14 protein-coding genes are annotated in these 26,234 nt (G+C 36.3%); 12 read left to right on the top strand and 2 right to left on the bottom strand.

The genetic code is table 11. From position 1 onward, the window contains the following. The first annotated feature begins 100 nt into the window (after window positions 1-100). The 7 genes from I7822_RS17345 to I7822_RS17315 all read left to right on the top strand — a co-directional run bounded on the left by I7822_RS17345 (window position 101) and on the right by I7822_RS17315 (window position 16,882). Window positions 101-2,776 carry a glycoside hydrolase family 31 protein gene (locus tag I7822_RS17345; protein WP_207980376.1) on the top strand — a complete coding sequence of 892 codons (2,676 nt, stop codon included), beginning with the start codon at window positions 101-103 and terminating at the stop codon, window positions 2,774-2,776. A 63-nt stretch (window positions 2,777-2,839) separates the two neighbouring features. Continuing rightward, the gene (locus I7822_RS17340; RefSeq protein ID WP_207980375.1) at window positions 2,840-5,383 is read left to right on the top strand and encodes a glycoside hydrolase family 31 protein; all 2,544 of its coding nucleotides are present in this window, start codon (window positions 2,840-2,842) and stop codon (window positions 5,381-5,383) included. A gap of 163 nt (window positions 5,384-5,546) precedes the next feature. Beyond that, window positions 5,547-6,407, top strand: a complete 861-nt coding sequence (locus I7822_RS17335; protein ID WP_207980374.1) for a hypothetical protein — start codon at window positions 5,547-5,549, stop codon at window positions 6,405-6,407. Window positions 6,408-6,607: 200 nt separating this feature from the next. Further along, window positions 6,608-8,398 carry an endo-dextranase gene (locus I7822_RS17330; RefSeq protein WP_207980373.1) on the top strand — a complete coding sequence of 597 codons (1,791 nt, stop codon included), beginning with the start codon at window positions 6,608-6,610 and terminating at the stop codon, window positions 8,396-8,398. A gap of 126 nt (window positions 8,399-8,524) precedes the next feature. Continuing rightward, the gene (locus I7822_RS17325; protein ID WP_207980372.1) at window positions 8,525-9,391 is read left to right on the top strand and encodes a peptidylprolyl isomerase; all 867 of its coding nucleotides are present in this window, start codon (window positions 8,525-8,527) and stop codon (window positions 9,389-9,391) included. A 238-nt stretch (window positions 9,392-9,629) separates the two neighbouring features. After that, on the top strand, window positions 9,630-10,826 hold the full coding sequence (locus I7822_RS17320) for an ROK family transcriptional regulator (RefSeq protein ID WP_207980371.1): 1,197 nt from the start codon (window positions 9,630-9,632) through the stop codon (window positions 10,824-10,826). Between the two features lie 179 nt (window positions 10,827-11,005). Beyond that, window positions 11,006-16,882 carry a TIM-barrel domain-containing protein gene (locus tag I7822_RS17315; protein ID WP_207980370.1) on the top strand — a complete coding sequence of 1,959 codons (5,877 nt, stop codon included), beginning with the start codon at window positions 11,006-11,008 and terminating at the stop codon, window positions 16,880-16,882. A 248-nt stretch (window positions 16,883-17,130) separates the two neighbouring features. On the opposite strand, the gene I7822_RS17310 is transcribed toward I7822_RS17315, so the two are convergent. Then, on the bottom strand, window positions 17,131-18,093 hold the full coding sequence (locus I7822_RS17310; RefSeq protein WP_207980369.1) for a D-2-hydroxyacid dehydrogenase: 963 nt from the start codon (window positions 18,091-18,093) through the stop codon (window positions 17,131-17,133). A 533-nt stretch (window positions 18,094-18,626) separates the two neighbouring features. Here I7822_RS17310 and I7822_RS30480 point away from each other — a divergent pair. From I7822_RS30480 to I7822_RS17285, 5 genes are all read left to right on the top strand, one after another. Continuing rightward, window positions 18,627-20,426 carry a sensor histidine kinase gene (locus tag I7822_RS30480; RefSeq protein WP_307847792.1) on the top strand — a complete coding sequence of 600 codons (1,800 nt, stop codon included), beginning with the start codon at window positions 18,627-18,629 and terminating at the stop codon, window positions 20,424-20,426. Next, window positions 20,426-21,973 (top strand): response regulator transcription factor, encoded by a 1,548-nt coding sequence (locus tag I7822_RS17300; protein ID WP_207980368.1) that lies wholly within the window; start codon window positions 20,426-20,428, stop codon window positions 21,971-21,973. The genes I7822_RS30480 and I7822_RS17300 overlap by 1 nt, the downstream gene beginning before the upstream one ends. Window positions 21,974-22,427: 454 nt before the next feature. After that, a complete protein-coding gene (locus I7822_RS17295) occupies window positions 22,428-23,399 on the top strand; it encodes an ABC transporter permease (protein ID WP_207980367.1) in 972 nt (323 codons plus the stop codon). A 12-nt stretch (window positions 23,400-23,411) separates the two neighbouring features. Next, window positions 23,412-24,323 carry a carbohydrate ABC transporter permease gene (locus tag I7822_RS17290; protein ID WP_207980366.1) on the top strand — a complete coding sequence of 304 codons (912 nt, stop codon included), beginning with the start codon at window positions 23,412-23,414 and terminating at the stop codon, window positions 24,321-24,323. A 72-nt stretch (window positions 24,324-24,395) separates the two neighbouring features. Further along, window positions 24,396-26,072, top strand: a complete 1,677-nt coding sequence (locus I7822_RS17285; RefSeq protein ID WP_207980365.1) for an ABC transporter substrate-binding protein — start codon at window positions 24,396-24,398, stop codon at window positions 26,070-26,072. A gap of 74 nt (window positions 26,073-26,146) precedes the next feature. On the opposite strand, the gene I7822_RS17280 is transcribed toward I7822_RS17285, so the two are convergent. After that, a partial coding sequence (locus tag I7822_RS17280; protein WP_207978019.1) for an IS3 family transposase occupies window positions 26,147-26,234 on the bottom strand: 88 nt, incomplete at its 5' end.

Genomic DNA, 26,234 nt, shown 5'->3' with positions numbered 1-26,234 from the left:
TGGAGAGATGACTAAATAAGAATAAGTTTTTGTGAAGTATTTTAAGATTTGAATTTATTTCGCTTTTTATTTTTATTTCCTATCGAAGAAGGAGAGAACGATGCAATTAAGAAAGAAGAAATTAAAAAAGAATTATGCAACTATGTTACTTGCTGCCACGGTTGTCACTAGTGGAACAATTGCTCCTCTAGTATCAAAAGCTGCAGAGTATGTTGCGCCTCCTGGTGCCCAAATGTGGGAAGGCCAGATGGTAGATGAAAACGGGAATGTGCAACATGTTCATCCAGAAAGACCTCTCGATAAAAACAATTTGCAGAAACCGATGACTGTCCAAGACGTCAAAACATTAGAAAACGGGGTTAAGCTGAACTTAGGAGAAATGGATGCTTATATCCGCTTACTATCTTCAGATATTTCAAAAGTGTCAATCTTGAAAAAGGGTGAAAAAGAGTATACCTCAGTTGGTATTGCAAAAACCGATTGGGATACACCTAAATTCAAAATGAATGAAGATACCGAAAAAATCGTTTTGTCTTCCGACAGCTTAACTGTACAAATTAAGAAAAGCCCGTTCGGAATCAAATATTTGGATAAAGACGGGAATGTCATCAACGAGGACGCGGAGCAAGGTGTTGGTTACGAGAATGGTAAGCCATATGTATTTAAGAAAACCGGCAAAAACGAAGACTTTTATGGATTCGGGCAGAAAACAACCGGTTTAAACCATCGTGGTAAGGAAATTGGAGTGTGGAACCGTGAGAATCTGGGGCAACCGATTTCGAAGTACACTTTTTCTTCGGTTCCATTCTTTATCGGTTTAAAAGGAACAAATTCCTATGGAATATTATTTGATAACACTTACCGTTCCTACTATAACATGGCGGCAGAAAGCGATGACTATTACTACTTTCACGCTGATGGTGGAAAACTTACTTATTATTTCATTAATGGACCAGAAATTAAAGATGTTGTTGACCGTTATACCGATTTGACAGGCAAGATGCAAATGCCTCCAAAATGGGCGATGGGTTTCCATCAAGCTGCATGGGGTTATCATCAAAAGGACCTTGAGCAAGTATCCAAAACCTACCGTGAAAAGAAAATTCCTGCGGATGGTATGTGGTACGACATTGAATGGATGGATGATTATAAAACTTTCTTTTTTGGGAATAAATTTCCCGATCCGGACGGATTGAACGAAATGCTGGAGAAACAGAATTATCATACGGTCGCGATTGTCGATCCAGCAATGCGTGTACCTGATCCTGGCCAACCGGAATATTTACCTTATACCGAAGGAACAAATAAGGACCTTTGGGTTGAAAATCCAGACGGTACACCTTATTTGGGGAAAGTTTGGCCATGGGGTGTTCCATCTTTATCGGTGTTCCCGAACTTCCTGAAGCAAGAAACCCGTGATTGGTGGGCAGGTTGGCATAAAACAATGTTTGATAGAGGCATTGATGGTATTTGGAACGATATGAATGAACCGGCTAACTTTAGTACGAAAGACTATTGGTCTTTACCGTTGGATACTGTTTTTGAAACGGATAATGGCGGAAAACTGACACATGAAGAAGCTCACAATATCTACGCTCACCTTGAAAATCAAGCAACAGATCAGGCTTTCAAAACATTAAAACCGAACGAGCGTCCGTTTGTTTTAACTCGTGCTTCGTTTACAGGAACTCAGCGGTACGCAACCGCCACATGGACAGGAGATAACTGGAGCGAATGGGAAATGCTTAGAATTTCAATTTTCCAGAATGCGAATGTCGGTTTGACAGGTTTTGCGATGGTCGGAAACGACATTGGCGGCTTTGCGAAAAAACCTCATGAAGGAGTTGTAGCTACGTCAGAATTGTTTGCGCGTTGGATTGAGGTTGGTGCTTTCTATCCATTCTCTAGGGATCATTACAACAATGATGGCAAAAGCCCAATGGAGACAGAGGCTGGCAATCTCTTAAAATGGCAAAGACAAGAACCGTGGCAGTTCGGCAAGGAAGTTGAAGATATCAGCCGAAAATATATTTCCTTGCGTTATGAACTAATGCCTTACCTATACAACACCTTTAAAGAAACAACTAAAAACGGAAAACTCATTCAGCAACCGCTTGTGTACCAATTCCAAGAGGATGAGAAAACACATAATATCCAAGATCAATTTATGTTCGGTGATTCGCTAATGATGGCACCAGTAGTTCACGAAGGAAAGACATCACGTGACTTATACCTTCCGTCTGGAGCGAATTGGGTTGATTACTGGACAGGAGAAGAGTTTAAAGGTGGTCAAACAATTCACAGACAAGCAGATCTTGCAACTCTTCCAATCTATGTGAAGAAGGACTCGATCATTCCACGCCGTGAAGTGCAGCAGCATACAGGTGAGAAACCGCTGACGAACTTGACACTTGACACATATCTTGACGAAAAAGCGTCATACAGCTTTTATGAGGACGATGCAAAAACAGAAGATTACAAGAGAGGTGAATATAACCTCACAACATTTGAAGTGAAACGAAATCCAAATAAAATTACATTCAAACAAAAACAAGAAGTTAGCAACTACAAAGAATCGAAACTAGAGAAATATACGCTGAAATTAAATAACACAGAAAAACCAGATAAAATTCAAGCTGGAAACAGTAAATATAAAGAAGTCGATTCACTTGCTGAAACAGAAGGAAAAACAAATACTTTCTTTTATGACGCAAACAAAAAAGTTCTTTATATAAGCATCCCAGCTGACGAGAAGAAAGAAGTTCAAATTCGTTGAGTCAAGCGTAGTTGGAAAAGGAATGGATATTCGTAACAGAAAAACTAAATTGAGGTGAGAAACATGAATTTATCGAAAAAATCATTAAAAATGATAGCAAGTGTTTCACTTGCAGCTACTATTAGCATTACAGCAGCAGCTCCAAATGTTCTTGCGGTAACTCAGCCTGAGGCGGACACTACTTTAGTGAAGGAGAATCTTCAAAAGCTTTCCGTTCAAGGAGTTGAGGCTTTATCAAACGGTGTCAAATTAGATTTAGGGACAAATGAAGCGTACATTCGTTTATTTGATAAAGATCTAGTAAAAGTTTCTGTATTAAAAAAAGGTGAAAAAGAATTTGAATCAAGAGGGATTGCCAAAAAAGAGTCCGAGTGGAAGACTCCAAAATTTAAAGCAAACGAAAACTCAGATACTTATACATTGAAAACAGAGGAACTTACGGTTGAAATTAAGTTAAAGCCATTTGGTGTACGCTTCCTTGATAAGGAAGGAAATGTAATCAATGAGGATTATGTAAGTCAAGATAATACCTCAGGATATGAAAATGGAAAGCCTTATGTATTTAAGAAAACAGATGATAACGAGGACTTTTATGGCTTCGGTGAGCAAGCTGGCCTGGAATTCAACAAACGTGGCGATAGCATTGGCATGTGGAACACAGATGCATACGCCTATAATAAAGATACAAAATACGTGTATACTTCGATCCCGTTCTTCATTGGATTAAAGGATAAAAAAGCATACGGTATTTTCTTTGACAATACTCATCGTTCCTACTATGAAATGGCGACTGAATCTGATGATTACTACTATTTCTATGCAAATGGTGGGAAGTTAACCTATTACTTTGCATACGGTCCTGAAATCAGCGATGTAGTTGACCGCTATACAGATTTAACAGGAAAAATGGAAGCTCCGCCAAAGTGGTCATTGGGTCTACATCAAAGTAAGTGGGAATATAAAGCAGATGAAATTGTAAATGTTGCTAAAACATACCGTGAAAAGAAAATTCCATTGGACACTATGCATTTTGATATTGACTATATGGATGGCTACCGTGTATTTACATGGAATGAACAATATAAGCAAGCGTTAAAACAATTAAAATCCATGCCAGGTTTCCATGCGATTGCAATTAATGATCCAGCTGTAAAACAAGATGAAAACTATCGCATGTATCAGGAAGGTACTAAAAATGATTATTGGGCGAAAAACGCTGACGGAACACCGTTCATCGGTCCAGTATGGCCTGGAGATTCTGCTTTCCCTGATTTCTCGAAACAAGAAGTTCGCGAATGGTGGGCAAATAACCATGATACGTTATTCAATGAAGGGATTGACGGCATCTGGAATGATATGAATGAACCTGCCGTATTTATCGACACTCCCGAAATGCACCATACGATGCCTTTGGATGCTTATTTTGGTACAGAGGATAACAAAATTATGCATACGGAGTATCATAACTTATACGGCCATGATGAAGCAGATGCTACTCATCAAGCATTTAAAATCCATAAACCAGGCACTCGCCCGTTTGTATTAACACGTGACATGTATGCAGGTACACAACGTTGGGCTGCATTATGGACGGGTGACTCCGAATCGAACTGGGAACATTTACAAATGTCCATCCCGATGATCTCTAATATTGGTCTATCAGGTGTATCATTCGTTGGTACTGATATTGGCGGATTTGCTAAACGACCAGACGCAGAGCTGTTTGCTCGCTGGATGGAAGTAGGAGCTTTCTATCCATTCTCACGTATCCATTATGATAGTGATGCAAAATCTGAAATTAAACAAGGTCAAGAGCCTTGGACATTTGGTCCGGAAGTTGAAAAGATCAGCAAGAAGTACATTGAATTGCGATATCAATTACTTCTATACTTATACAATGAGTTCAGGGAAGCAACTGAGAGTGGTAAACCGGTACATCAACCGCTTGTTTATCAATTCCAAGATGATGAAAAAACAAATGATATCAGTGACCAGTACATGTTTGGGGACTCAATGATGCTCGCACCAGTTATAACGAAAGGGCAAACTTCTCGTACCGTTTACTTACCAGAGGGCGTAAAATGGACAGACTATTGGACTGGTGAGGAATATAACGGTGGACAAACGATTACCACAGATGCCCCACTTGGTCATTTACCGATTTACGTGAAGCAAGACTCGATTATTCCAACTAGGGAAGTACAGCAATATACAGATGAAAAGCCTTTAACAAATCTTGTGTTGGATACTTATATAGAAAATGACTCTTCTTATGTTTTCTATGAAGATGATGGTGCAACAGAGGACTACAAACAAGGTGAATACAACGAAACATCATTTGAAGTTGAACGTAAGGGCAATAAAATTACATTTAATCAAAAACAAGAAATTAAAAACTTCAAAGAATCAAAATTAGAGCAATACACATTAAAATTAAACAATGCAGATAAACCATCGAGAATTCAAGCTGGAAACAGCAAATATCAAGAGGTTGGTTCTCTTGCAGAAACACAAGGGAAAACAAATACTTTCTTCTATGATGCAGATACGAAAGTTCTTTATGTAAGCATTCCATCTGAAGAGAAGAAAGAAGTTCAAATTAGATAATAGGAGTTAGCCTATCTAAAGGGCAAATGTGCGAGTGAAAAAATAGCAGGGAGTAGAGGGAGACTAGTAACCTAAGGGCAGATCCTTTTTAGTCACCCTCTACTCTATCAAACGAATAATCTCATAAAAAAGTAATTTAAGATTTTAGAAATGAGGATGACATATGAAAAAGCTAACGAAAATAACAGCTTGTATTCTAACTGCCACATTACTTTCCATTTCATTTATATCACCAGGAAAATCAACATTTGCTGCTCCGATTAAGAATGAACAAACTGAAAAAAGTAGCCAACAAAAAGGAGTAAAACAAAGTAACTCGCAGAATAAATCATCAGCTTGGGACAAAAGCTCATTATCCTTCATTACTGAAAATGTAACATGCAATGGCATTTCTGCTACGATAAAAAATGGTCAAGACTCTCAAGCCATGCTGGGTGAAGTAACCTATGAGGTATATTGGTCGGAAAAAGGCAATCCTAAAGATGGTGAGGTTATTGCAACCGGAACAGTAAATGCGTTAGCACCAGGAGAGAAACTGGAATTAACCTATACATCTGATCAGCTTGCAGCTGGTAATTATATGTTTAAAGCTTATCAGCGTCCCAACCATCCAGGGAAGGGAGAATTGTGGAGTGAGTCAATCACGATAAAAGAACAACCTGTATTAGACCAGCAGACTTATCCACAGCGACCGTTAGATCAGTTTTTTCATTCAGATGTGATGAATGGAACAGCAACATTTACTGTCCCTGAAGGCATGAATCCAATTGAGATCAGTTTCACAAGCTATTCTTATCCAAATGGAACGATCCCACAAGAAGATGGCAAACCATATGAGGGGCAGATAAGCTTCGATAATGTCACCAACGTCTACGGCCCAGGTACATATACAATACACGTAGATTTACCTAATGGATCCTTTCAAACAGATCTTTATATAGGACCTGAAATTGAGAAATTAACTGAATGCGGACACCCAATCGATAAAATCATTGATGCAGATTATGGTCCCAAAACGAATTGATAACTTACTTATTTGAATGGCTTAACAAACGAATAGAGAGAAACCTGACTAAGTTTAGTCAGGTTTCTCATAAAAGAAATGGCTATTCCCCCTCTTAAGTCTTGTTTACATTGAGGCAAATAGGTAAGGAGAATATGAGTACATTCATTCTGACAGGGAAAAGCAAGGAACTAGTCGGTTGTTACAAGGAGTTAAATTGTATGCTAAAAAGGAAGAATTCTATCAAAATCATCTTGTTATCGATGATTTTGCTATTAATAGTCTCGTTGATAGCAAGTAAGTATCTCTCTTATCAAAAACAACCAGCAGTAAAAGAAGAAAAAAAAGTGATCCAAAGTATAACAACAGATAAAGCTTCATATCAACCTAATGAAACCATTCATTTTACGACTAAATTGCCAGCTAAGTATGCTGGTGGAGTGTTAGAAATCACTTACTTTCATTTAGATGATGTGATCTCCAAACAACAGATAAAGGTGGATAAAAACGAAATACAATGGACATGGAATCCGCCAGAAAAGGATTTCAAAGGGTATTTAGTTCGTGTAAAGCTAGAAACCCAGACTGATCAGGATCAACAAACAATTGCAGTTGATGTTTCAAGCGATTGGTCAAAATTTCCGAGATATGGATTTCTATCAAAGTTTGAGGATATGACGAACAAAGACATGGAGTCTGTTATTTCCTGGCTAAATCGTTATCACATTAATGGATTACAATTTTATGATTGGCATTATAAACACCACCAACCTATTAAATTAGAAAACAATGAGTCTGCCAGCCATTGGGAGGACATCGCCAATCGACATACCTCGGTGCAGACAATTAAAACATATATTGATTTAGCCCACAAACGAAACATGAAAACGATGGCATATAATCTATTGTACGGCGCTTTTGCTAAGGCTGAAAAGGATGGTGTCAAAACAGAATGGCGCTTATTTAAAGACCAAAATAAAAATGAGCATGATTATCATCCATTACCAGAGGAATGGAAAAGTGATGTGTTTCTGGTCAATCCGGACAATTCTGAATGGCAAACCTATATGATTCAACAGCAAAAAAAAGTGTATGAATCTCTTCCCTTTGATGGGTGGCATATAGATCAACTTGGGCCAAGGGGAAATGTATATGATTATAATGGGAATCTGGTAAAGCTTGATGAATCGTTCACACCTTTTATTGAACATATTAAAAGAGAAACACCAGACAAAAGTATAGTCATGAACGCTGTAAGCCAATACGGCCAAAAACAACTTAGTGACGCTCCTGTTGAATTTTTATACACAGAAGTATGGGATCAAGATAAATATTATAGTGATTTAAAACGAATTATTGATGAAAACAATCAATACTCAAAAGAAAAATATCAAACAATCTTAGCCGCCTATATGAATTACGAGTTTTCTAATCAGTTGGGTGAATTTAATACACCAGGTATACTGCTGACAAACAGTGTAATTTTTGCATCTGGTGGTTCACACTTGGAATTAGGGGAACACATGCTGTCAAAGGAATATTTTCCACATGAAAATTTGAAGCTGAGTACAGCCTTACAAAGCAAGCTCTTGAATTATTATGATTTCCTTGTAGCATATGAAAATTTGCTTCGAGATAACCTGCAAGAGGTGCCAATAACCATTGGTTCTTCTGATTGGGCTCAGTTCTCTACTCAACCTGAACAAGGGAAAATTTGGAGCTTTGCAAAACAAAAGGGTCATAAAAAGGTCATTCACTTTATTAATTTTTTAGATGCTACAACATTAGAATGGCGTGATACAAATGCTAATCAAGCAGAGCCTAAAAATAGAAAGCCGTTAACTGTCCAGATTGAGGAAACTAAACCTATTAAAAATGTTTGGATGGCTTCTCCAGACAAGCAAAATGGTGTGCCAATGGCTCTTCCTTTCACCAAGGACCAAAACAAGGTGATCTTTACACTTCCTAGTCTTAAATATTGGGATATGGTTGTTATAGAGTATAAACAATAAGATAAGAAATTTTGCTAGATACCTATATATACAGCTTCAATTAGTATCTTATGAACGGAGTATGCAGATCTGTTATCTAGTAGTAAGCAGTTCAAAAAAATAGTAATAGAGTAGGAGATGTTTTAGATGAAAAAAATGTTTGTTTCCCTTGGTATAGTAGCAGGAGTCCTATCTCTTTCCGCTTGTAACCTTAGTTCTTCGGAAACAGTTGTTGAATCTAAGTCGGGTGAAATAACGAAAGAGGAATTTTACAATGAATTAAAGAGTCATGCGGGTGAAAAAGTTTTAAAACAAATGGTTGAAACTATGTTACTTGAAAAAGAGTACAAGGTGACAGATAAAGAGATTGCTGCAAAAATCAAGGAATATAAGGAGCAATTCGGAGGTGAGGAAGGTTTTAAACAGGCTATTCAGCAAAATGGAATAACAGATGAGAAAGCATTTAAAAAGCTAGTAGAACATGAATTATTGGCACAAAAAGCAGCAACAGATGGTGTGAAGGTTTCAGAAGAAGAAGTGAAAAAAGAATTTGCGGAAAAGTATAAAGTAGAAGTTAAATCGAGCCATATTCTAATTAAGGATGAAAAAACAGCGAAGGAAGTAAAGGAGATGCTTGACAAGGGGGAGGACTTTGCTACCCTTGCGGGCAAATATTCTACTGACCCAGGTTCAAAAGACAAAGGAGGCGACCTCGGGTATTTTCCAAAAGGAATCATGATTCCAGAATTTGATAAGGCTGTATTTTCATTGGATGTTAATGAGATTAGTGAACCTGTAAAAACAGAATATGGGTATCATATTATTAAAGTAACAGATAAGAAAACAAATACGTTTAAAGACAAGAAAGCTGCAATTGAAAGAGAGTTAATAGCTAAACATGCGAAGCCTATTAACCAAGTACTATCCGAGCTACAAAAAGAAGCTGACATAAAGATTAACGATAAAAAGTTAGAGGATGCTTTAGAGGTAACACAATCTGCTGGAATAAAATAATAATACACCTATTATACTTAGGTTGATTAAAATAAGAGACATGAAAGACTGACATGCTTTGTGAAGCATAGAGTCTTTTTATGTCTTTTTTTATGTCATTTGGTAGACATTTAATCAAGACATTAAAAATGGATGAAGGGAGTTATTTATTTTTTGAATTATCTGAAATATCACTTGTTTCGCTGAGTGAATTATGTTAAATTTACCATATGAAATATGTGCAGGGGAGACGAGTATATTGAATTTACTTAGAAAAGGAAATAAGGAGCTTATTAAAGAACTGAACCGCTCTCTTGTGATTAATAGGGTTCGCCTCCAGGGAAATATCTCACGTACTGATTTAGCAAAAGAAACAGGATTAGGCTTATCAACCATTACGAATATTATCGATGAACTCATTAAGGAAAATTTTGTCTCTGAGGTTGGAACTGGGGACTCACAAGGTGGCAGAAAGCCGGTTTTATTAAAGTTTAACGGAGATTTTGGCGTAATCGCTGGATTAAAGATAGAAATGCAGGAAGTGAAGATGTGCCTATCTAACTTAGAAGGCAAGATCCTTCACAAACAGCAATTTTCATATTCACACGCCGAAGCAAACAAATTAGCACAAGTAATTATTGACAAACTCGAGTGTTTTATTAAAGAAAATGAATGCGTTTCCAAATTAGTGGGGATTGGTATTGCTACACCTGGGTTAGTAGACCGGGAAAGTAATGAAGTTATCTATTCACCTATATTAAAGGTGGACCATGGGGATTTGAAGCCTATCGGAATGTATTTTGATGTTCCTTTAATGATCGATAATGATGCAAATGTATTTGCACTAGCAGAGAAATGGATAGGCTTGGGAAGAGAGTATAGAAACTTTATTGGTGTTACTGTAGGAGCTGGTGTGGGGTCAGGTATTGTTATTGATAATATGTTGTTTAGAGGAGAGTTTGGCGGTGCTGGAGAGTTGGGGCATATCACAATTTATCAAGGAGACCGCCTCTGTTATTGCGGACAGAGAGGTTGTTTAGAATTATATGCTTCTGATTCTTTCCTAGTGAATGAGGCTGAACGCATGGTTTCGATTGGTGTTCCTACTTTAATTAAGTCATTTACTCCCATTACTCCAGAGAGTATTGTAATGGCAGCCCAAAACGGTGATATTTATGCACAAGAATTATTGGTAAAGCAAGGAGAAAATTTAGCAATAGGAATTAAAAATTTGGTGCACCTATTTAATCCTGAAGCCATAATTTTAGGTGGGGAAGGTTTAAGAGAGGGAGAATTCCTGCTAAAAGGAATTAAAAAGGAGCTTGAGGTCCACTTTTTCATTAAGCATCCTCGTAAACTTCAGTTCAAAACCTCAAAGCTAGGTGAGGATGTGTGGTTGATTGGGGCTTGTGCACTTGTGGTTAGTCATCTATTTAAAGTACCTATTTACAAATAGCAAGGGAAACAACTTCTGTTGGATCCTTTGGAATAATTACTTTATTCACTGAATAAAGTATCTGTAGATCGTTTTATGTATGATAACGCATACATTTAAAGGAGGTGGTCATCTAAGTAATTTAGGCAGAAGCTATTAAGAATTGTACTAACACACAAAAACAAATAGGGAGGGTAAATATGCGAACAAGTAAACACAGACTGTTTCAGAAAGCCATGATCCTATCAATTATGATTTATTTGGTCTTTTCTGCATTTGAGGTTCGTTCTGGGTTTGCAAGAGATAGTGAGTTTACTAGACAAGGTGCTGGGCCGATGTACTGGATTACATATGAGCATCAATATGGAAAAGATGTGTTTATGCCAGAACATCGTCTTAAAGAAAACATTGATTGGATGGCTAAAAACTTCCAACCATATGGTTATGACATGATTAGTACTGATGGGTGGATAGAGGGGGCAACTCTATTAAATGAAAATGGGTACGTCGTTTCACATAATGATCGATGGATGAGTGATCCAATATATATGGATGGTCGCGAGAAACCATATATTAAACCAGGAAAGTTATTTAACGGTGATTTCGAATACGCTACCACCGAAGGGTGGGATATCAAGGGAAATGCTGATTCTGAAGTCGATAAGTCTGGTGCCCGAAATAACTTTAAGTTTTATTTTTATAAAAATGCTCCGTTTGATGCAACCTTGAGTCAAACCGTGACTGGACTAGAGAAGGATAAAACATATCGTTTCTCCGCGTGGGCAACTTTAGGGGATTTTAGTGGGTCAAATCAGTTTACTGATGAGGTGATTGGCAGCTATGCTGAAATGCGGGTCAGCCAAAATGGAGAAGTAATAAAGAAGGTACCAATCGAGTTAAGTTCAAAATATAAAAACTATTTAATTGATGTGAAATCTGTTGGGACTGAATTGACTGTTGAATTTGTTATTGATTCAAAAAAGGGAAATGCTTCATTGCAGCTTGATGACATTACATTTACAGCTGTAGATTCTGAACAACCTCCAATTCCTGAGGGGAATGTAGTAGATAACGGAGGCTTTGAGCAAGTCGAAACAGAAGTTTGGCAGGGGTACCCTCACGAGCGTTATCCAGAAGGACATACATGGAAACATTGGGCAGAATATGTGAAAAGCAAAGGGATGAAGTTTGGAATCTACTATAATCCGCTTTGGATTAGTCCAGAAGTTGTGAAAAATCCGGATAAATACAAAGTTAAAGGGACAAATACACCAGTCGCTGATCTTGTTATTACAGAACCACAAGATATTGGCGGTGGTAAAATACTTCAAGGAGATCGCTTTGATGGGGGGCAAGGTGGCGAAAGAGCGCTTTATTGGTTAAATGTTGACCATCCAGATGCCGAAAAATTTTTGAAAGGATATGTAGACTTCTTTGCAGAACAAGGAGCCTCGTATTTACGTGTGGACTTTTTATCTTGGTATGAAAGCGGTTACGATAAAGGGCTTGGCCAAATTGGCACAGGTCACACAAGAGAACAGTATCGCAAAGCTCTTCAATGGATGGATGAAGCTACTAAAAAGAATGATGTATTCCTTAGCTTAGTCATGCCTGACTTAAAAAACCATGGTGAATATGAATATCAATACGGAGATATGATTCGAATTGATGAGGATGCCTTCAGTGGTGGTTGGGAGCATATCTCGGGACGAAGACAAGAGTGGACAAATAATTGGTCTCAATGGGCCAATCCATTCCAAGGATTTACTGGATTTGCTGATATATCGGGACGTGGATCATTGATTAATGACGGTGACTTCTTAAAGTTAAACACGTTTAAGGGACGTTATGCTGAGGATGAAAAGAAAACAGCAATATCATTATTCACAATGGCAGGTTCTCCAATAACCATTGCAGATCAATATGACACTATTGGAGATAATTACAAATATTATCAAAACTCTGAATTGATTGAATTGAATAAGCTTGGTTTTGCAGGAAAGCCAATTTTTTATTCAAATCAGCATTATAAGAACAATGTAAGTCGCGACAGTGAAAGATGGGCTGGACAGTTGCCAGACGGATCTTGGGTCGTTTCTCTCTTTAATCGCAGTGACACAAGCAAAGGGCTATCAATGGATTTCAAAAAAGACCTTGGAATCAAAGATGAAGCTTTTACCCGCAATCTATGGGAGCATAAGGATCTCGGCTACCGCACGATGTATTCTGAAATGCTCGAACCTCATGATACGACAGTATTGAAACTAATTCCAAAAACAACAAAGAAAATATATCAAACAGAAGTCGCTTCTTATCAAGGAGGAGCCATCTTTGATAACGAACAAATGGGCTATGATGGTTTTGGTTATCTAACAGGCTTGAACAAAAAAGGATCAAAAGTAACAATTGTCGTTGAAATGCCTGAAGAAGGGCAGTTTCCAATATCAATAAAATACGGGAATGGAAATGCAGAGGCTAGTACCTTATCTCTTTCTGTAGAAGATAAAAAAATGAATGTAATTGACGCACCATCTAAGGTGTCGTTCCCAGTTACAGGCGATAGATGGGGAACGATCGAACAATCTGTACAATTGAACAAAGGGGTAAATTTAATCATCATGGAATTTACAGGTGAAGATACGGGCTCGACATTAATTGATTCCATTCAGTTCAGCTCAAGTACAGGTCAGCTCATTAACGGTGATTTTGAAATGGGAAATGAAACTGGCTGGACAATTGATACATTTGGCACAACTGTATGGCATGGCGTAGATAAAAATGATGCTTATGAAGGGTATAAGCAATACTTGTATTCTCCTAATGAAGGCGGCAAAGTTACCTCAAAGCAAAAGATTGTTGGATTAGAGGATGGCGAGTATACGATTTCAGCAATGGCGAAACTAATGCCGCATTTGGATCCGACATTTACGGGCGGAGTTGCTAAAATGATTGTTTCCCAGCCTGGCCAAGAGAAGATAGAAGTGAACATTGAACCTAATCTAAAAGATCCAAATGGTCCTATAAAGCAAAAATGGAACGCTGATGACTTTGAGTATAAAAAATTTAGTACAGATACGATTAAAGTCACGGAAGGTGAATTAACGTTAGAGTTCTATATGGGAGCACCTAAAGCAGATACATCCTTGCAGCTTGATAATGTGCTGCTTCAATCAGCAAACTCTGAAGTACCTGAGAAGGTAGAGGTCAATCTGTATAACAAAGAATTTGAACAAGGATACACTGGTTGGAGCCGTACAAATATGGTCAACCAATCAATTGAATCAGCAGATGAAAAGTCATTTGTCCGTATTTCGGGCAAGGATGATTATTCTTCTGATCTATGGCAATTTGGTAATGCCCCAATTGATGGAAACTATCAATTATCAATTAACACTCGCAAATCTGGAAATTTTAACAATGCCACACTTTATGTCAGTTACTCTGGAGGGACAAAAGAAGTTCCAATCCCTGCAAGTGATGATTGGAAGGAAGTAAGAGTCCCAAATATTCAGTTAATGGCTGATGAAGTTGTAAAGGTTGGGGTGATCGCAGAAGGTCAGGCTGAAAGTGTTCTTGATCTTGATAGCGTTAAAATGATTGAAAAAGACCCATCAGAGTATCAAAGTGTTTCATATATTGAAAGTTTGGATGCAGACACACCTTATACAATAAGTAATGATGGAACATCCGTCGTGATGAATTCAACGAACCAGGAAAAGGTTAAGGTCGAATTCGTTCAAGAGGATACGGCTAAAATATGGATGGAACCGACTGGAACATTTAAGAAGAAGGCATCCTTTGTTGTCGATCAAGAGGCAGCAAGTATCGTTCCAAAGGTAACTAATAAAGAGGATTATGTATTAATTCAAACAGAAAAAATGAGTTTGAGAGCTTATAAGTCCCCATTTAAGCTTGCTTACTATGATCCTTGGAATACTAAGTTGTTAACAGAGCATAGTGAAGGAAACGGATTAGGTTATGACGGAGATACTGGAGTATATTCTACCTTGAAGCTAGATTCAAAAGAGCATTTTTTTGGCCTTGGTATGGATCGTGACTCTCAATCCTTTGATCGAAGAGGCCATAAGGTTGTAATGAACAATGGAATGAAAGGGGGATTTGGCGGAAATACATCTGATATTTCTGGTACGTTCTTTACTAGTACGAAGGGGTATGGTCTTTACTTTGATAACACATATGAAAATGCTACCTTTGACATGGGTTTGACAGACAAAGAGACGTATTCCTTTCATTCACCAAACGGCGAAATGATTTACTACTTTATGACTGGTGAAAAAGAGAGCACTCTAACCGGTATAATGAATAGCTTTGCAGATTTAACAGGTAAGCCACCAATACCGCCGAAATGGGCATTAGGTTACATCCAGTCCAAGTTTGGATATAAGAGCTGGCAGGAAGTAAATAAGATTGTAGACACATTCCGCCAAAAGCAAATTCCTATAGATGGAATGATACTCGATGTTTATTGGGCAAAAGAAAATCATTACTTTGACATGACTTGGTCTGAAGCTTTTGCAAATCCAAAAGAAAGTATGGAGGAGTTAACGAAAAAAGGAATCAAGACAGTGCCGATAGTCGATCCGTACATTCAAGTAACGGCAAACAACTTTAACGAAGGTGACCAAAATGGTTATTTTGTAAAAGATGCTTCAGGTAAAACAATTATTTATGATGCTTGGTATGGAAAATCAGGCTTAGTGGACTTCACTAATCCAAAAGCTGTCGAATGGTTCAATGCACAGGTTAAATCTTTACATGATGCTGGTGTTAAAGGGTATTGGATTGATTTAAATGAACCAGAGAAGGCAACAGATTCGTTAAGACACCATTTCTCTAAAGGAAGTGCAGCTGAGATTAGAAATGTGTATGCATTAAACGAAGCAAAAGCGTTCTATAATGGTCATAGAAGCTACAGTGATGACCGTCTATGGAGCCTGTCACGATCGGGGTTTTCAGGAATTCAAGAATATGGAGCAACCGTATGGAGCGGAGATATCGATGCAAGCTGGGAGTCCTTTAGACACAATATACAATTGGGATTAAGCTCCTCGATGTCTGGAATGCCTTATTTCACAACGGATATTGGTGGATTTAACGGCAAACCAACTGCTGAGCTTTATACACGCTGGATGCAAGCAGGATCATTTATGCCAATTTTCCGTGCTCATAATTGCGAATGTGGTGATCCAACGAACACAAGAGAGCCATGGGCGTTTGGCGAAAAAGCAGAAGGCATTGTAAAACAAAGCATTGAACAGCGTTATAAACTTCTTCCATACATTTATTCCGCGACCAAGCAAACAACAGATGGAAATGTATCATTAATGAGACCGCTTGTAATGGATTATACAACAGATGCAAATGTATATGGGATTGAAGACCAATGGATGTTTGGTCCAAATATGCTAGTCGCGCCTATTTCTTTGGAGGGTATTTCTAAAAGAAGCATCTACCTTCCAGAGGGTACATGGTATGACTGGAGTTCTCAGAAAACATTTGTAGGAGGACAGACAATTGAATACGAAGCTGATTTGTCTAAGATTCCGGTATTTGTAAAAGAAGGAGCGATTATTCCACAGCGTGAGATACAAAATTATACCAATGAAAAACCGGCAACAATGATGACATTGAACGTTTATCCGAAGCAAACTGGTGAAGCTTCAAGCTTCAACTTATATGAGGATGATGGGCAAACCTACAAATATGAAAAAGGCGAATCAGCTGATACAGAGATCACCGCCTCCTCCAATGGGGAGAATGTTACACTTGAAATTTCAGCGATGAAGGGCAGTTTTGAAGGGCATATTGAAAATAGAACCTGGGCAGCAAAAATAAAAGTTAACGCCGGTGATAGGGGACTTAACTCTGTTAAACGTAACGGAAAAAAAATAAAATTAGTTGATTCCAAAGAAGCAGTAGAAAAAGGCAATGATGTTTGGTACTACGACTCAAAAACAGAATTGTTATATGTGAAAACGGAAGAGGTATCTACTTCCGAAGCACAAGTGATTACTACTGATCTTAAGGGAAAAACATTGGGTAAGGTTAAATATTAAGGCTACTAGCAATAATAAAGCCAAAGTAAAGGTGAAAAATACGACTCGAAAAAATGAATGTAATTGAGGAATAACTATTTTCCAAGTAACATGTAGTTATCTTTCACATCTTTACTGGGGAATATGAGACAGCCGACCTATTATTGAGGGAATCTTTATAAAAAACTCTAAGAACCAACTTCCCGAGTCTCTAAATTGGGAAGTTGGTTTTTAGTGGTATTTATATGTAAGTAATATTGTTTAATAATTTAATACCCCTTTTCAAAATCAAGTAAATTGATCCTTGGGACTTGTCCGTTGAGATAGCTTTTCAAATTCGGGACAAAAATATCTTCGATTACCCGTTTATTGTAGTATTCCGTACTGCCAGAAGTGTGTGGAGTAATAATGACATTTTCCATTTCCCAAATTGGGCTTTTCTGTGGAAGCGGTTCAATTTCGAAAACATCTAGCCCAGCTCCAGCAATTTGTTTTTCCTCGAGAGCTTCTATTAGTTCATTTTCTTCCACAATCGCTCCACGCCCAATATTGATAAAGAAAGCAGAAGACTTCATTAATTGAAATTCATGCTTTCCAAAGAGGCCTTTTGTTTTTGGAGTCAATGGCAAGGTTACAATGACATAATCACATTGGGGAAGAATCGTATGTAAATCAGCTGGTGTAAACATTTCATCGACATATTCTTCCGCCTGCCCAGAATTTCTAATTCCTAGAACAGTCATTCCAAATGCTTTTGCAATTTTTGCGGTTTCGAAGCCGATATTTCCAACCCCAATGATCCCGACAGTTTTTCCATGAATTTCCTGGTTCATCGATGCATGGTGCCATGTTTGGTTTAATTGCTGTCTCACATATGTATGAATTTTTCTTGTTAATCCAAGCATTAAAGCAAAGATTGTTTCTGAAATCGGGTAAGCATGTACGCCGTTTGCGGTTGTAATATTTACATTGGTGGATTGTAATCGCTTAAGTGGTAGAGTATTAACTCCCGCACTCCATGTTTGAAGCCATTGTAGATTTGCATCTTTAGTATTGATAATTTCCTTCATTTCCTTTTTCCAACCGGCAATGATTTCAGCATCGGCTACATGCGATTCCCAAATGGTTGGAGCACTCCCGACGATTATGGTCCAATCTGGAATGAGTTCTTTTATTTTTCCTAATAATGAATCATCAATATTTTGGCTAATGATAAGCTTTCTTTCTGACATTTCTCCAACTCCCAAGTATGTTCAGTTTATTCTATTATATTATTGGTTGAAAAGATTCACTACCTTAATAGGTCATATAATCTTAATAAACCTGTCTACCTAGAGGATAATACCAACTACAAAAATAATTGCTTAATATACATAAACAAAATATCGACTTGATTGGCTATCATTTCTTATCTTAAAGAAGGGTTAGTAAGATAGCTGCGAAATTTGTTGAGTTTAAAAAAATTCCCAGTTCGAATTTTTACTAACTTTATTATTAAATAAAGTCATTAGAAGTATTTAGAAGCTTACAATATAACTTTTTGAATTTTAAATATATGGTAAGATGGAATATAATAACAGGATGAAAGAGAGAATTTAAAGGATGTATGATCAGGTTCATATACCTATTAAGGTAAGGACAGAGAAGTACTTTAATTAGAAATGAAAGGGCATACATTTTCTGTGGAAAGCGTTATTGTGCAGAATAGTGGGCAAGTTCTTTTCTAAGGATAACGATTACTTATTTTACAAGGTTACTCAAGGTGGTGAGGAAAATACTTTCAACAATTAAGAAAAAAATCAATGACATTAAGCTTAGAAATAAGTTACTTATTTCGTTTATTTTTGTTGTGTTTATTCCAGTCTTCATTGTAGGAGGATTTTTAACAAATGAATTAAGACAATTTGCGCTGAAGGATGCCAAAAAACAAGCGTCGGCCAATATGGAAAGAGTAAAAGAAAGAACATTAGAAGTCATGAATGTGCCATTATATATTTCAAATAATATTCTTTTTGATCAACGTTTAAAACAAATTGTTAACACAGAATATGAATCTATTTATGAGGTTGTTTCATCATACCGAGAATACAACACGTTTCAAAATTATCGAAACATTTATAATAAAGAGATAGTTAATATTCGTTTTTATATGGAAAATTCAACATTGCTGAATGATTGGGAAATCATACCTGTTGATCAACAGGTACAGAATTCGTTCTGGTATACCACTGTAAAGGAGGGAAAAGGATTAACAAGTTGGTTATATCTAGAGGATGAAACGAATAACGATCATAAGTATTTAAGTTTAGTGCGTAGGGTAGACTTTCTTGAGTTTGATACAAATGGTGTGCTAGTTATCAATATAAATACTAAAGCATTAAATTTGATTTTGTCACAAGAATCTCAACCAACGATGCTAGTGGATGATCAAAATAATATAATCAGCACGAATCAACCAGATTATTTAGGGAAGAAATTGAATACAATGATTAGTTCTAAAAATATATTAGATGGACAAACTGGTATTTTTCAGGGGAATTCAGAAGGAGAACCTACACACATTTTTGTTGAGGCTATACCTTTGGAGAATAGTCTGAATAAAGTGAGAATTGTATCTATTATTGCAGATGAGGATATTGTTGGAAATGCCAATCGGTTTAGAAGGATGGGCGTAATTGTTGCAGCTGTAAGTGTTTGTGTTGCTTTATTATTGATCTACTATATTTCAAAACTACTTTCAAACAGATTAATAAAATTAAGTGAACAAATTAACCTAGTAGGAAAAGGGAACTTTAATACTCGTATATTAATAGATGGAGAAGATGAAATTGGACAGTTATCAAAACAACTAGAATTAATGGTTAACAATACCAGAAAACTTCTCAACGAAGTATATGAATCTAATAGACAGAAAACATTATTGGAGCGGAAACAGAATGAAATTAAATTTAAAATGATGGCTAGTCAAATAAATCCACATTTTTTATTTAATGCACTCGAATCGATCCGAATGAAGGCACATATAAACGGAGAGAAAGAGATTTCTCAAGTTGTAAAATTACTTGGTAAATTGATGCGTAATAGTATTGAGGTTGGAACTGGTAATGTCAAGCTAAACAGTGAAATGGAAGTCGTTCGTTCCTATCTAGAAATACAAAAATTTCGACATGGTGATCGGTTAAACTATCAATTAACGATTGACACACTTTCAAAAAATATTCCTATCCCTCCACTTATCATCCAACCATTAGTAGAAAACGCTGTGATTCATGGCTTGGAAAACAATGAATGTGGGGGAGAAGTATGTGTTAATACAAAAATGATAGAAGAAGGATTACTTGTTGACGTAACAGATAATGGTATTGGGATAAGTGAAGAGAAACAAAAGGCTATTAATATATTGTTAAATGAACAAGAAGAAAAAGAAGGAATTCGCATTGGTTTACGAAATGTCCATCAAAGACTCCAACTTAGATATGGCAAGATAACTGGTTTAACTATTGATAGCAAGGAAGGGATTGGTACAAAAATATCCTTTATCATACCTATTGAGGAGGAGTTGTGATGTTTAAAGTATTGATTGTGGATGATGAACCGATCACCCGTCAAGGATTAGTTATGCTTATCCCATGGGAATCTTACGGGTTTGAGGTAGTTGGTACGGCAGCTAATGGTAACGAAGCTATTGAAAAATATAGTAGTCTTTCACCAAACTTAATGATCATTGATATTAGAATGCCTGGAATGTCAGGAATTGAACTTATTGAGAGGATAAGGGAAAGTGATTCTTCTGTTCAGTTTTTAATTTTAAGTGGACATGCTGAATTTGAATATGCAAAGAAAGCAATTAGTAATAATGTGAAAGGTTATCTTTTAAAACCTGTCGAGGAAGACGAATTAATTTGTTATTTACAAGATATAAATACAAAATTAATAGAGGCGCTAGAATATAATCATATAAAAGTAAAAAAAGATGAAGAAAATAAAGAACGTATCATTCATTTTGCGCTTGAGGGTGAAAGAATAGATGAAGTTGAATATTGTTCTGATCATTTTTTAAAATGGAATAAATATCGTGTTTTATTAATTAGTGTGGATGAACAAAGTAACTCTGACTTAATGAATCTTAAAAATAGTTTAAGGGAGTTTTTTGAAGAAAGAAATATTGGCATCGTTTTTATTTATAATTCTTATATCGGTATTTTGTTAAATGGTGAGCTTGAATTTAGTGGTCAAGACGATCATTTATACAAAGAATTACGAAAGGTGTTTCATAATAACTACACCCATTTTACAGCTGCTATATCTAATACTTTTGACAAAATAACAGATATTTTCGCATCTTATGAATCGACATCCACTTTAATTAATCAACAATTTTTCTTTGATGAAGGTTATTTATTGAATGAAAGTTCAGAGCCTGCTATAAAGGTCGAAATACAAGATTCTCAGTATGAAGCAGAACATTTCAAAATGACAAGTGTAGTTGATAAATTATTATTTGCAATGGAGATAGGTGATTTAAATGCAATTGAGAGAATATGTAATGAAATTGGAATGAGGATGATCGATGAAAATTATTCAGAGAATTTAATTAAGAAGAACTTTATTCAAATTATTTCTTCCTTATTAAATAAACTAATGTATGAATATCAAGATATACGAGAAACTTTATCAAATATGTTTTCAAGGGTTTTTGAAATTGAAAATCAACCAAAAATAAGACAGCTTCTGACCTTTGTGAATTCCCTACTTGCAGAGATTCTGGGGAAAATGGACGTGAAGAATACAGATGTTCTAGTAAAAAAAATGATTAATCTGATAGAGCGTAATTATGACAAAAACATAAAACTTGATACGTTATCAAAGGTTCTTAATTATAATAGAGCATATTTAGGTAAGCTATTCAAGGACTATACAGGAGAGCATTTTAATACTTATCTCGATAAAGTAAGAATTGAAAATGCGAAGAATTTGTTATTACAAGGACTTAAAGTATATCAAGTTGCAGAACGAATTGGTTTCTCAAATGTAGACTACTTTCATAGTAAATTTAGAAAGTACGAAGGAATGTCACCATCTACTTATCGCAAAAGTAAAATGATGAATTAACAGTATACGCTTATGCTCAAAATCTAGTATTATATAACAAGTATAAAAAGTCTTCATAATTATTTAAGTTTCTTTGCTGTTGTACCAGAAGAAGTGCCAGGACCATATATGTTCTGGCACTTTTTATTTGTCTAGGAAATTATAAAATTCTTGTACTGTGGATAAGCGCTTGGCATCCAGCTCCAGCGCCTAGCCCCTCGAGGTCATAAGCCACTTAAGAATTGAAGGTAAAGAACACCTTCTATTCTTAAGCGTCTTATGCTTGTCGGGGCTGTTCAAGGCGCTTGCGCTTTTGTTCTTGTGAAGGAAATTAGATAACTTTGCTAAAAAATTCTAATTAATTTATTGATAATAACGCTTTCTGAAATTATTATATGAATTTTGTGAAAATTATTAAGGTATCCTTTAGTTTATATCTGATTTAAAATAAAGTAACAGAAAAGGAGGAGGCTCAATGGAAACTGCAAAAGAGAAAGCGATTACAAAGTTAAGCTTACCGAAGAAAAAAGAAAAGAGAAACGGTTTTTGGAAAGTATTTAAAAGTCAAAAAACACTTTATATGATGTCATTACCCTTTGTTGCTTGGGTTTTTGTTTTTAATTATCTTCCTGTATGGGGATGGACGATGGCATTTCAAAATTTCAGACCAGGCAGATCGTTTTTTGAACAGGAGTGGGTAGGTCTCGACCATTTTATCACTTTGTTTACTGATGAACGATTTTTCATGGCACTTAGAAATACGCTTGCAATGAGTTTACTTGGTTTAATAGTAGGGTTTACCATTCCAATATTATTTGCTGTATTGCTTAATGAAGTACGCCACTCTTTATTTAAGAGAACTGTGCAAACAATAACCTATTTACCGCATTTTGTATCTTGGGTAGTTGTGGCAGGTATTGTCACAAAAATGTTATCTATTGATGGTGGTATTGTTAATGATCTATTATTAAAATTTGGTTTTATTGATAAACCTTTTCAATTTATGGCTCAAGGTACGTGGTTCTGGGGAATTGTTACGGTTTCAGATATATGGAAAGAGATGGGGTGGAATGCCATTATCTTCTTAGCGGCTATTGCAGGTCTTGACCCCCAACTATATGAAGCTGCAAAAGTAGATGGAGCCGGAAGGTTAAGAAGAATTTGGCATGTAACATTACCAGGTATCCGACCAACTATTCTAGTTGTTCTTATTTTAAATATAGGTCATTTGATTAGTATTGGATTTGAAAAACAGATGCTACTAGGAAATTCCCTAGTTGTTGATTATTCTGAGGTATTAGATTTGTATGCGCTTAATTACGGGATTGGTTTAGGACAATTCTCTTACGGAACGGCAATCGGAATTTTTAATTCTGTAGTAAGTATTACCTTATTGTTTCTAGCTAACGGTATATTTAAGCGATATTCCAATCAAAGTGTCATGTAAGGGGGGATTTTAATGGCATCTAATCGAGCTATGATTAAGTTAACGAACAAAGATTATCTGTTTAATATTTTTAATTATGCGCTTTTAACAATTGTTATGATTGTGACTCTTTATCCTTTTTTAAACGTATTAGCTATTTCTTTAAATGATTCAACCGATACAGTTAGAGGTGGTATTTATATATTGCCACGTGAATTTACCTTGAATAATTATTTAGAAATAATGAAGTACGATAATTTAGTAACTGGTTTTGTAAACTCTGTTTTACGAACAGTAATAGGTACCGTGTTAGGCGTTTTTGCACAAGCAATGGTTGCTTTTACTTTGAGTCGTGCTGATTTTCAAGGTAGAAAATTTATATCTACGTTTATTGTATTAACGATGTATTTTTCTGGCGGGTTAATTCCAGGATACATGCTGATAAGAGATTTAGGTTTAATGAATTCATTTTGGGTTTATATCCTACCAGGATTAGTAAGTGCTTTTAATATTATTATCATTCGTTCATTCATGGATGGCCTTCCATTTTCACTTCAAGAATCAGCAAAAATGGATGGTGCGAATGACTTTACAATCTTTTATCGCATTATCTTACCACTCTGTAAACCTGTTTTAGCAACTATCTGCTTATTTGTGGCAGTCGGACAGTGGAATAGTTGGTTTGATACTTATTTATATAACAGTATGAATGAAAATTTAACAACTTTACAGTATGAGCTTATGAAAATTTTGGATAATACCTCGATGGGTGGAAATGTGAATGCCAATCAAATGCGGCCTAATGAACAGCAAACGAACATGGTATCACCGGAATCGATTAAAATGGCCATCACCATGGTTACTGTTATACCAATTATGTTGGTTTATCCATTTGTCCAAAGGTTTTTTATTCAAGGGATGACATTAGGAGCAGTAAAACAGTAACCATTCATATGGTATCAACAGATTCAACTGTTTATACGATAAATGAACATAAACAAAGGGAGGAAACATGATATGAAGTCTTTTAAAAAGGTTTTTAGTTTGGTCTTTATAACAGTTCTTTTATCCGTTATGGTTGCTTGCCAAGCTTCGAATGAAGATGCTTCAACAGATTCTGATAGCACTTCTAATGAAAATGGATCAATCACCTTTACGGTCTTTGATTCTGATGCGAACCCTGATTGGGAGAATATGGAGAGCCCAGTAGGTAAAAAAATTAAGGAAGACACAGGAGTAACACTTGAACCTGAATTTGATATGGAAGGTGGACAAACAAAGATTCCATTGATGGTTGCAAGTGGGGAATATCCTGACCTGATTACATCTAAGGGCGCTAGTCAGCTTGTAGAAGCAGGTGCCTTAATTGATCTTGCTCCATTGATTGAAGAGCATGCACCTAACATTAAAAAAATGCTAGGTGATGAAATAAACCGGATGAAATGGAGTAAGGATGATCCTTCTATTTATGTTTTACCTAATACAGCAGTCGATAATGAAGCTATGACCCCTGGTTTTGCAGCACTTGTCCAGCATGACGTCGTTAAAGAATTAGGATACCCAGAAATGAAAACACTGGAAGATTTAGAAAATGTTATTAGCGAATATTATAAACTACATCCTGAAATTGATGGACAACCAACCATTCCTTTAACCCTTCAATCTGATGGATGGCGTTTTCAAGCCTCTACGTTAAATAGTGGATTTATGATGACTGGTGCTTCAGATGATGGTGAATATTATATTGATCCTGAGACATTTGAAGCAACATTACATTATCGCCGTCCAGTTGAGAAAGAGGTTTACCGTTGGTATAACCAAATGAATGCTGAAGGATTGTTAGATCAAGAATCTTTTGTTCAAAAACATGACCAATGGCTAGCAAAATTGTCTACAGGACGTGCGTTAGCTACTATCGCACCAGACTATATGATCTATGATGCACAAAATGCTTTACGTGATGCAGGTAAGTATGAAAGAATGTATGGATTTTATCCAATTACATTAAGCGAAAAGTATAAACATACTGCTTATCAAAGCAATGGTTTCCAAGTAGGCTGGGGAATTGGAATTTCAGTAGATTGTGAAGATCCTGTTCGCGCCATTAAATTTCTTGATTATTTAGTATCAGAAGAAACGCAAATTATGCTGAATTGGGGAATTGAAGGCGAACATTATAATATTGTAGACGGCAAGCGAGTTATTCCTGAAGATGAATGGGAAAAACGCCGTAATGATAAAGATTATTTAAAGAAAACAGGGATTGGTTATAATTTCCAAAGGTTTGCACCACGCTATGGTGATGGTGTAGAAGACTCAACAGGTCAAACATATACGGTTAACACACGTGAACTAGCGATTGAAGGATTGACAGATGTTGAAAAAGAAGTACTGAAAAATTATGATGCTGAATTATGGAAAGATTTATACCCACCAACCGAAGATTTTTCAGTAAAACCATGGGGAGCAGCCTACAATCTTGCAATCCCTGCAGGTTCAAATCTTGAAGTAACAAATAAAAGAATGATAGATATAACCTTTAAACGTATTCCAGAGGCAATTCTTGCTGATCCAGAAGAATTTGATGAAGTCTGGGAACAGTTTATGGATGATTTAGATAAAGCTGGAGTGGAAGAAGCAGAAGATGAATTCACAAAAATAGTTAAAGATATAGTTGAATTATGGAGTAAATAATTCATTTAGGGTGAAATTTCAAGGGTCCAGCATTATAAACTGGCACCCGTGTCAAGGACACAAGAAAAAAAGAGTCACGCAACTAGAAGATGATTCCTATATTGGTTAGGGGTCATCTTTTTTAAATTCCATTGATAACGGTAATTGTTATAGTAAACCATA

This window comes from Metabacillus bambusae, assembly GCF_017497975.1.
GTDB classification, from domain to species: Bacteria; Bacillota; Bacilli; order Bacillales; family Bacillaceae; genus Metabacillus; species Metabacillus bambusae.
The sequence above is the reverse complement of the archived record's forward strand: the minus strand, read 5'-3'. Positions and strand labels throughout refer to the sequence as shown.

What these genes read in the sequence shown, in the direction of transcription:
- I7822_RS17310 (WP_207980369.1), bottom strand. Translation starts at nt 18,093, where the DNA reads ATGTCAGAAAGAAAGCTTATCATTAGCCAAAATATTGATGATTCATTA.
- I7822_RS17325 (WP_207980372.1), top strand. Translation starts at nt 8,525, where the DNA reads ATGAAAAAAATGTTTGTTTCCCTTGGTATAGTAGCAGGAGTCCTATCT.
- I7822_RS17315 (WP_207980370.1), top strand. Translation starts at nt 11,006, where the DNA reads ATGCGAACAAGTAAACACAGACTGTTTCAGAAAGCCATGATCCTATCA.
- I7822_RS17290 (WP_207980366.1), top strand. Translation starts at nt 23,412, where the DNA reads ATGGCATCTAATCGAGCTATGATTAAGTTAACGAACAAAGATTATCTG.
- I7822_RS17295 (WP_207980367.1), top strand. Translation starts at nt 22,428, where the DNA reads ATGGAAACTGCAAAAGAGAAAGCGATTACAAAGTTAAGCTTACCGAAG.
- I7822_RS17300 (WP_207980368.1), top strand. Translation starts at nt 20,426, where the DNA reads ATGTTTAAAGTATTGATTGTGGATGATGAACCGATCACCCGTCAAGGA.
- I7822_RS17285 (WP_207980365.1), top strand. Translation starts at nt 24,396, where the DNA reads ATGAAGTCTTTTAAAAAGGTTTTTAGTTTGGTCTTTATAACAGTTCTT.
- I7822_RS17335 (WP_207980374.1), top strand. Translation starts at nt 5,547, where the DNA reads ATGAAAAAGCTAACGAAAATAACAGCTTGTATTCTAACTGCCACATTA.
- I7822_RS17345 (WP_207980376.1), top strand. Translation starts at nt 101, where the DNA reads ATGCAATTAAGAAAGAAGAAATTAAAAAAGAATTATGCAACTATGTTA.
- I7822_RS17330 (WP_207980373.1), top strand. Translation starts at nt 6,608, where the DNA reads ATGCTAAAAAGGAAGAATTCTATCAAAATCATCTTGTTATCGATGATT.
- I7822_RS17340 (WP_207980375.1), top strand. Translation starts at nt 2,840, where the DNA reads ATGAATTTATCGAAAAAATCATTAAAAATGATAGCAAGTGTTTCACTT.